At 39.7% G+C, this 3,061-nt stretch carries 2 protein-coding genes; both read left to right on the plus strand.

Annotation, left to right across the window (positions count from 1 at the left end; all coding sequences use genetic code 11):
* The first annotated feature begins 74 nt into the window (after positions 1-74).
* Entirely contained in the window at positions 75-293 is a 219-nt protein-coding gene (cspD, locus tag H5072_RS15595) for a cold shock domain-containing protein CspD (protein WP_002962500.1), read from the plus strand.
* Positions 294-804: 511 nt separating this feature from the next.
* Positions 805-3,027 carry an NADP-dependent isocitrate dehydrogenase gene (locus H5072_RS15600; RefSeq protein ID WP_182694038.1) on the plus strand — a complete coding sequence of 741 codons (2,223 nt, stop codon included), beginning with the start codon at positions 805-807 and terminating at the stop codon, positions 3,025-3,027.
* The last annotated feature ends 34 nt before the right edge of the window (positions 3,028-3,061 follow it).

Raw genomic sequence — 3,061 nt, forward strand, 5'->3', positions numbered from 1 at the left:
AAACCTTAGTCAGTCTAGCAAATTATACGGTTTAGAATAACTAAATTAGTCAACTTATTGAAGGATGTAGAAGTATGGCTTGTGGTAAAGTTAAATGGTTCAACAACGCCAAAGGTTTTGGTTTCATCGTAGAAGACGGCTGCGAGAATGATATCTTCGCTCATTACTCAACAATTGTAATGGACGGCTATAAAACGCTTAAAGCTGGTCAAGATGTAACATTCGAATTAGAACAAGGGCCTAAAGGCCTACACGCTAAAAATATTGCCCCAGATGGTGACATTATTGAGTGACGATTGTTTTTTTCGACTAAAGCGAGCGACCTTTTAAGATCCTCGCTTAATTCCTTAAGCATACTAACTTATCTCTTCTTCTCTTATTTATTGCCTCTTTTCATTCAAATTCAACCCTTTTCCTTGAATTTATTTTATATACCCCAATGTTCTAAGAGTTGATTGTTTAACTGCTTATTGGGCATGCTCAAACTCTAGCCCTTTTTATTTAAGCTTGTTACACTCTTGGTGCTAAAAATTGCGCATAACACCTTATCGCCTCTTTTATATGTACTAGGCTAAAGGCTGATTTATTTTTGTTAATTTTTTAGCTATAAATACGATTCCAGTTCGTCAGGTGTGACTATTCTGCTTTTATAAAAGAGCAACGCTGAGTACCAACACCTAACAAACTATTCATTACGAGCGTACGTGTTCATTAACTTGTTTAATAATATGTACTCACTCATAAGTAATGATTTTCTTTGCATTGTTGAATAAGACCTTATCGGTCGACTATCTAGGAATGATGATGACATCAAAAATTATCTATACAAAAACGGACGAAGCTCCGGCACTAGCAACTTATTCGTTGCTACCGATCATCCAAGCATATACAAATGCGGCCGGTGTTGAAGTTGAAACTCGCGACATTTCATTAGCAGGTCGTGTAATTGCTAGCTTCCCTGATTATTTAACAGAAGAACAACGCATTGGTGATGCACTTGCTGAACTTGGCGAGCTTGCTAAAACACCAGAAGCAAACATCATCAAATTACCAAACATCAGTGCATCTGTACCACAGCTTCGCGCTGTAATTAAAGAGCTTCAAGCAAAAGGTTACGCTCTTCCAGAATACCCTGTGGAACCTAAAAATGATGAAGAAAAAGCAATTCAAGCGGCTTACGACAAAATTAAAGGTAGTGCAGTAAACCCTGTACTACGTGAAGGTAACTCAGATCGTCGCGCGCCAGGCTCTGTAAAAGAATATGCACGTAACAACCCACATTCAATGGGTGCGTGGAGCAAAGATTCTCAGTCTTACGTTGCAAGTATGAGCGAAGGCGATTTCTTCGGTTCAGAAAAATCAGTAACTGTTGATACAGCCACTGATGTGCGTATTGAACATGTTGCAACTAACGGTGACGTTACTGTTCTTAAACAAAGCACACCTCTTTTAGCTGGCGAAGTTATTGATGCATCAAGCATTAGCGCTTCTAAGCTTCAAGCTTTCTTAGCTGCAGAAATTGACGCTGCTAAAGAAAAAGGTGTTTTGTTCTCGCTTCACATGAAAGCGACAATGATGAAAGTATCTGATCCAATCATCTTCGGTCACGCTGTTAAAGTTTTCTACAAAGATGTATTTGCTAAACACGGTGAGCTTTTTGAAGAGCTAGGTGTTGATGTAAATAATGGTTTAGGCGACGTATATTCTAAAATCCAAACATTAGACGATGCTAAGCGCGAAGAAATTGAAGCAGATATTCAAGCTGTTTACGCTAACCGCCCTGCTATTGCTATGGTTGATTCTGACCGTGGTATTACTAACTTACACGTACCAAGTGACGTGATCATCGATGCATCTATGCCTGCAGCAATCCGTTCAAGCGGTCAAATGTGGAATAACGATGGTAAATTACAAGACACTAGCTTTGTAATTCCTGATCGCTGTTACTCAAGTGTTTACCAAGCAACTATCGATTTTTGTAAAGAAAATGGCGCGTTTGATCCAACAACAATGGGTAGCGTTCCAAATGTTGGCCTTATGGCTCAAAAAGCTGAAGAATACGGTTCACACGACAAAACATTTGAAGCAAAAGCGGACGGTTCTATCCGTGTTGTTGATGCAAATGGTAATACATTACTTGAGCACAGTGTTGAGCAAGGCGATATCTGGCGTATGTGTCAGGTTAAAGACGCACCAATTCAAGATTGGGTTAAGCTTGCAGTAAATCGTGCACGCGCAACAGGCGTTCCAGCTATTTTCTGGTTAGACGAAAACCGTGCACATGATGCGCAGCTAATCAAAAAAGTAAATAAATACCTACCAGATCACGATACAGCTGGCCTAGATATTCAAATTTTAGCACCGCTTGAAGCAACATTGTTCTCACTAGCGCGTATTAAAGAAGGTAAAGACACTATTTCTGTAACAGGTAACGTTTTACGTGATTACCTTACAGATTTATTCCCAATTTTAGAGTTGGGTACAAGTGCTAAAATGCTTTCAATTGTTCCACTTATGAACGGTGGTGGCTTATTTGAAACTGGCGCGGGTGGTTCTGCACCTAAGCATGTTCAACAATTCGAAAAAGAAAACCACTTACGTTGGGATTCTTTAGGTGAATTTTTAGCACTTGCTGCATCACTTGAGCACTTAAGCGTAACTGCTGGTAACAACAAGGCACAAGTACTTGCTGATACCCTAGATAAAGCAACAGGCACGTTCCTTGCTGAAAACAAATCGCCTTCACGTAAAGTGAAAGAAATTGATAACCGTGGTTCTCATTTCTTCCTATCTTTATTCTGGGCACAAGAACTTGCTAAGCAAGATGATGACAGTGAACTTAAAGCACAGTTTACTCAAATCGCTAGCGACCTTGAGTCTAATAAAGAGCAAATCGTAAGTGAGCTTAACGATGCGCAAGGCCCTGCAGTTGATTTAGGCGGTTACTTCCAGCCTAACGATGATGCAGCCTTTAAAGCGATGCGTCCAAGCACTACATTTAATGATATTCTTGCTAAATTAGCATAAATACCGGTTTAAATTTAAAAGCCGCTTACTTGCA

It is taken from the genome of Pseudoalteromonas sp. SR45-5 (assembly GCF_014163565.1).
In the GTDB taxonomy this organism is placed as follows: Bacteria; Pseudomonadota; Gammaproteobacteria; order Enterobacterales; family Alteromonadaceae; genus Pseudoalteromonas; species Pseudoalteromonas distincta.